At 57.5% G+C, this 5,511-nt stretch carries 6 protein-coding genes; 5 read left to right on the top strand and 1 reads right to left on the bottom strand.

Annotation, left to right across the window (positions count from 1 at the left end; all coding sequences use genetic code 11):
* The 5 genes from AC1DSG_RS26940 to AC1DSG_RS26920 form a co-directional block, all read left to right on the top strand.
* Positions 1-1,033 (top strand): cytochrome P450 (locus AC1DSG_RS26940; RefSeq protein WP_477793602.1); only part of this gene is annotated, 1,033 nt, incomplete at its 5' end.
* Between the two features lie 51 nt (positions 1,034-1,084).
* Positions 1,085-2,116, top strand: coding sequence for a hypothetical protein (locus tag AC1DSG_RS26935; RefSeq protein WP_477793601.1), 1,032 nt, complete (start codon positions 1,085-1,087; stop codon positions 2,114-2,116).
* An 88-nt stretch (positions 2,117-2,204) separates the two neighbouring features.
* Positions 2,205-2,993, top strand: a complete 789-nt coding sequence (locus AC1DSG_RS26930; RefSeq protein ID WP_477793600.1) for an SDR family NAD(P)-dependent oxidoreductase — start codon at positions 2,205-2,207, stop codon at positions 2,991-2,993.
* A 45-nt stretch (positions 2,994-3,038) separates the two neighbouring features.
* Positions 3,039-4,340: an MFS transporter gene (locus tag AC1DSG_RS26925; protein ID WP_477793599.1), complete on the top strand. Its 1,302-nt coding sequence runs from the start codon at positions 3,039-3,041 to the stop codon at positions 4,338-4,340.
* Between the two features lie 24 nt (positions 4,341-4,364).
* Positions 4,365-4,715 carry a nuclear transport factor 2 family protein gene (locus tag AC1DSG_RS26920; RefSeq protein ID WP_477793598.1) on the top strand — a complete coding sequence of 117 codons (351 nt, stop codon included), beginning with the start codon at positions 4,365-4,367 and terminating at the stop codon, positions 4,713-4,715.
* A 56-nt stretch (positions 4,716-4,771) separates the two neighbouring features.
* Here AC1DSG_RS26920 and AC1DSG_RS26915 read toward each other — a convergent pair.
* On the bottom strand, positions 4,772-5,511 hold a 740-nt coding region (locus AC1DSG_RS26915), incomplete at its 5' end, for an SDR family NAD(P)-dependent oxidoreductase (protein WP_477793597.1).

Raw genomic sequence — 5,511 nt, 5'->3', positions numbered from 1 at the left:
GACCTACACCAGCGGCTTTATTGCTGAAGGTCTGGGCGCGTTTTTCGATGGTTTGATCATTCTGGCCATGGACGGTGACGAGCACCGCAAGGTGCGTGCCTTGCTGCAACCGGCATTTATGCCGGAGACCGTGAACAAGTGGCGCCCGCAGATCGATCAAGTGATCCGCGAGGAATACATCCAGCCAATGTTGGCGGCCAAGAAGGCCGACCTGATGAAGTTCGGCCTCGAACTGCCGATTCGCGTCATGTACGCCTTGATGGGCTTCCCGTCGGATGATCCCTCCAAGTACAAGCAATACGCCGCCTGGGCCTTGGCCATTGTCGGCGGAAACCAGATTGACCCGAGCAAAATGGTGGAAGCACGACGTCAGGCCGGCATCGCCGTCAAAGGTCTTTACGACGCAATTGCCGAGGTCGTGGTGCAACGTCGCGCCGAGGGCAGTCAAGGCGATGATGTGGTCGGTCGTTTGCTGCGCGCGGAATACGAAGGGCGCACGCTGGATGACCACGAGGTGGTTACCTTCACCCGCTCGTTGTTACCGGCGGCTGGCGAAACCACGACGCGCATGTTCGGATCGGTGATGACCTTGCTGCTCACCACGCCCGGGTTGCTCGAACGAGTCAAGGCCGACCGCTCGCTGATCGCCAAACTGATGGACGAAACCACCCGCTTTGAACCGGTGGCCACCTTCAAGGTGCGCGAAACCGCGAAGGAAGTGGAATTCCACGGTGTGAAAATCCCCAAGGGCTCGTTCGTCCAATGCATGGTGGTGTCCGCCAACCGCGATGAAGACGCTTTTGAAAACGCCGATGTATTCGACATTGATCGCAAGGCAAAACCCTCCTTTGGTTTCGGCTTTGGCCCGCATATGTGTATCGGCCAGTTTGTGGCCAAGGTCGAAATCAGCTGCGCGGTCAACGCGATCCTCGATCTATTCCCCAACTTGCGCCTCGACCCGACTCAACCCGTACCGAAGATCGGTGGAGCGCAGCTGCGTGGCGTATCGACGCTTCCGGTGATCTGGGACTGATCCACGATTCAAAGTCGTTTCCAAGCCTTAACAAAAACAACAGAGGGCATTATGAGAACGTTTAAAACCATTCCAGAACGCGGTGATTTCGGCTTCCAACAACTGGTCGGTCCGCACAAGGTCACTGGCGCTTCGATGTCTGCCGAACGCGGCTTCTTCGGCCTGCATTTGAGCAAGAGCTCGCCATTTGGATCGGTGCGCGATGAACAGGGCAATATCTATTCGTTCGTGCGGTCGCTGATGGCGCCCAATGGAACGCCGAACCCGACCAAGTTCTACTACCTGAACAACCACGTCGACAACGTCCACCTGCGCATGGACCACGAAAAAATGGCCGGGCAGGCACTGACGCCACTGCCTGTGCATAGCCTGGAAGGTGATACCGCACGCTGGGCCAGCCAACCGGGTGAACCCGGTAATGGCTGGGAAATCACGGCCAGCAGTGAGCGCCTGACCTGGAAAGAAGAAGGCTTGTTTCACCTCGAAGGTCGTCTGCTCGGACCGGGTTTGCAGTGGTACTTGCCGGGTGTGGAGTGGGGCACCTTTTACGTTTCACAGTTGTGGGATATCGCCGGTGTCTGCGAGGGGCGTCCGGTGAAAGGCGCCATGGCGCTGGACCAGTTCTACATGGCTGAAGGCGGCGCCATCCACTTCAAGAAAGACCTGGTGGTGAACAACAACAAGCATGTGATCTGGTGGTCCTTTGTCACCGTTTATAAAGACGGCACGTGGGATACCGGTTCATTCATGGTCGGTCACGACCACCTGGGTTATGCCATTTTTAACAATGAAAAAGGCGAGGTACGGGTCACCACCGATATCGAAGGACAGACCGAGCACAAGGACGGTAGTTACTTTTTGAAGTCCGCCAAAATCGTGCTGGAAGGCAAGGAAGAGTGGGAATTCCTGCCTGACGAGAAGGGCGAAATGATCGACTTCGTTGGTGGTTTCCCGGTCACGGCGCAGCAGGAAGGGCGTTGGCGTCGAGTTGGCGACACACGCGAGCCTTCGCACTGGCTGGGCTGGGGCGAGTCGGACCGGCGTAACGGCTCGGCCCGTAACGTTCCAGGCAAGGATCTGTAAATAAGCTGGGTGCGCCTGGTTGCGATCAGCAACCCGGCGCACGTGCTGCATCAAAAGCCTCTACTAATAACAACAATGAGGAATCACGATGAAATTTCGCGACAAAGTCGTGCTGGTCACCGGTGCCGGTCGAGGCATGGGACGCGCCATTGCCCTGGCCTATGCCCGTGAGGGCGCCAAAGTGGTGGTGTCGGCACGCACTGCTCGATATGGCGAAGAAACCATTGGGCAAATCAAGGCCCTGGGCGGTGAAGCCTGCCTGGTCGGTGGAGACATCGCCGACCGCGAGGCGATCAAGTCGATGGTGCAAGGTGGCGTAGAGCGTTTTGGCGGCCTGGATATCGTGGTGCATTGCGCCGCCGATACCAGTCACGGACTGATCGCCGAAATGGCCGATGACACCTTCGATCACATTGTTCGCAGCAATATTCAGTCGTTGTTCTGGTTGGCCAAGGACAGCGCACCTTACCTGTCCAAAGCTGTCGACAAAGGCCGGCTGATTTTCATCTCCTCCGGCGAAGCCAACCGCAAATACACACCACGACTGATTGCCTATAGTTCGAGCAAAGCATTCATGAATGCGTTCGCCCGCGGTTTGGCGGTGGAGTTCGGCGCCATGAATATCTTGGTCAACGTTGTCGAACCCGGCCTGATTGGCACTGACCACATGCTGGAAACCCTGGGCAATGAACTGCCGCACAAACTCGCCGCACACTTCCCGGTTGGGCGCCTGGGCGAGACTGCTGATATTGCCAATGCCGTGATGTTCCTCACTTCCAACGAGGCTTCCTATATCACCGGCACGTCGCTGCTGGTGGATGGCGGCGCCACCATGATCGCGCTGCCCAAAGTCGAAGAAATCCTCAAGGGCCATTAAGCATGTCGCGCGTCCGCGATGGCGGCTCGCGCAGGGAGTCAGGTCATGACAACAGATACACGCAATAGCAGCGTTACGGCCCATGGTGGCAATGATTTCTCGGAGTTCAAGCGTGGCTGGCGCGTGGTGCTGCTGGGGTTGTTTGGCATCTGCACCAGCCTTTCCGCTGCACTGCTGTATGCCTTTGGCACCCTCGTCATTCCGCTGGAACAGGCCTTCGGCTGGAGCCGTGGCGACTTGCAGGCTTCGATCACCTTCCTGTTCGCCGGTGTGGCGATTTCCACGCAGTTGGTCGGCTGGCTCTACCGCCGTTTCGGTTTGCGTCGAGTGGCGATTGTTTCGATCGTGCTGCAGATCGTCGGTTATTTTGCGATCACCCAAATTCAGGGCTCGATTGGTTGGTTGTACCTGGCATTTTTCAGCATACCGATCATCTGTGCCGGCACCATTGCGATCACCTGGACGCAACTGGTCAATCTCTGGTTCGAGCGCAACCGTGGTCTGGCGCTGGCAGTGATTCTGTGTGGAACCGGGTTGGTGGCAATGATTCTGCCGCCGCTACTGTCGCGGTTGATTGCCAGCTATGGCTGGCAGGCGGGTTTTATTGCATTGGGGGCGATGCCTCTGCTGTTTACGCTGCCCTTGTCATTGATGTGGTTGCGCATGCCGGCGCCGCACGCCAGCACTGAAGCGACGACGCACAAAGAACTCCCGGAACTGGCCGGCATGTCCTTTCAACAAGCGTTGCGCTCCGGGAAATACTGGGGCTTTAACATCGCGCTGATACTGTCGGTATCGTTGACCGTAGGTATGGTCACCAACATGGTGCCGATGTTGCAAAGCAAAGGCTTGAGTGGTCAGCAGGCCAGCCAGATATTCAGCACCTTTGGTATTTCCATCATCGGCGGGCGTTTGTTGGTGGGCTACATGCTCGACCGCTTTTCACCTTCTCTGGTGGCTGCGGTGAGCCTGGCGCTACCTGCGCTTGGCTGCGCGATCTTTCTCTTTGGCGGGGCGCAGAGCACACCGTTAATGGTGCTTGCCACCCTCTGTATCGGCGCAAGTGCCGGGGCTGAATTCGATCTGGCGGCATTCCTGATGGCACGTTATTTCGGCCTGAAAGACTACGCGCGGATCTTTGGTTTACACCTGTGCCTGATCACCATTGCTGCCGGGCTGGTGCCCATGTTGTTCGGCCATCTTTACGATAGGTACGGCAGCTATTCAGCGGTGCTGGTGTGCTGTTTCTGCTGCGCCATTATCGGCCCGACCATTTTGTTGTGGTTGAAGATGGAACCGGCATTTCTGGCGCTTCAGCGCACTCTGCAGCAACGGCAACACGCCTGAACCCCACCCGAGGATGAACGTGATATGAGCATGGACAAACACGCAATCGAGCACTTCCTGCACGGCCAGATCGACTGCTGGAATCGAGGTGATAAAGAGGGCTTTTTTGCCCATTACCGCAGCGTCGCGGCCAATGGCTTGAGTATCGAATACGTCGGCAAACCCCAGCACGATGCCTGGCAGGTGCTGGAAGGCATGTGGGCGCAACAGCAACCGAAGATTCGCGTCGAGGTGCGGCAGTGCATCGTTAATGGCAATGAAGCCGCGTGCCATCACCTGAATGCATTTCGCGAGCAGGAAGGCGGAATCGAGACGATCGAGTTGTATCGGTTCGAAGAGGGGCAGTTGTTTGTGCGTTATTTCATCAAGCAGTAAGGGTTGATCACCCGAGTGCGCACAGCCTTGTCATAAAGGCTGTGCGCACTGGCGGTTTATAGGCCGTCGGTGGAATAGGACAGTTGTCGCCACAGCTCGATTTCCGCGAGCATATTGTTGAGCTTGTTGCTGACTTGCTGATAAGCGTCGGAGCCGGCCAGGTAACGCAACGGCGGATGTTCACTGTTAGCCAGGTGCACCAGCGCGTCACCCAGCTTCGCCGGGTTGCCGGTTTGCTGATGGTTGTAGGCGGCCGAAGCGCCTTTGACCTTGGCCGTGAATGCGGCGTAATCCTCCAGCCCACGGGTACCAAAGACAGCGGAGCTGGGGTCGAGGAAGTCGGTACGGAAAACCCCAGGTTCCACCAGCGTCACCTTGATGCCGAACTGCGCCACTTCCAGGGCCAGGGACTCGGAAAAACCTTCCACGGCAAATTTCGATGCGCAGTACAGTGCCGCACCACCCATCCCGACAACGCCACCCATCGAAGACACGTTGAATACGTGACCGCTGCGTTGCGCACGCATGACGGGCAATACGGCACGGCAGACGTTGAACACACCAAACACGTTGGTCGCGAACTGCGTATCGGCTTCATTGGCGAGATTGTCTTCAAAGGGCGCCAGTTGCCCATAACCGGCGTTGTTAACCAGCACATCGATTCGGCCAAAACGCGCGACGGCAGTCTCGACCGCGGCAAGTGCCTGAGCTTCGTCAGTCACATCCAGGGCCACCGCCAAAACGCGTTCACCGTACTCGGCGAACACATCTTCCAGCGGTTTGATACGCCGGCCAC

It is taken from the genome of Pseudomonas sp. P5_A12 (genome assembly GCF_056400685.1).
The sequence above is the reverse complement of the archived record's forward strand: the minus strand, read 5'-3'. Positions and strand labels throughout refer to the sequence as shown.

What these genes read in the sequence shown, in the direction of transcription:
- AC1DSG_RS26920 (WP_477793598.1), top strand. Translation starts at nt 4,365, where the DNA reads ATGAGCATGGACAAACACGCAATCGAGCACTTCCTGCACGGCCAGATC.
- AC1DSG_RS26925 (WP_477793599.1), top strand. Translation starts at nt 3,039, where the DNA reads ATGACAACAGATACACGCAATAGCAGCGTTACGGCCCATGGTGGCAAT.
- AC1DSG_RS26935 (WP_477793601.1), top strand. Translation starts at nt 1,085, where the DNA reads ATGAGAACGTTTAAAACCATTCCAGAACGCGGTGATTTCGGCTTCCAA.
- AC1DSG_RS26930 (WP_477793600.1), top strand. Translation starts at nt 2,205, where the DNA reads ATGAAATTTCGCGACAAAGTCGTGCTGGTCACCGGTGCCGGTCGAGGC.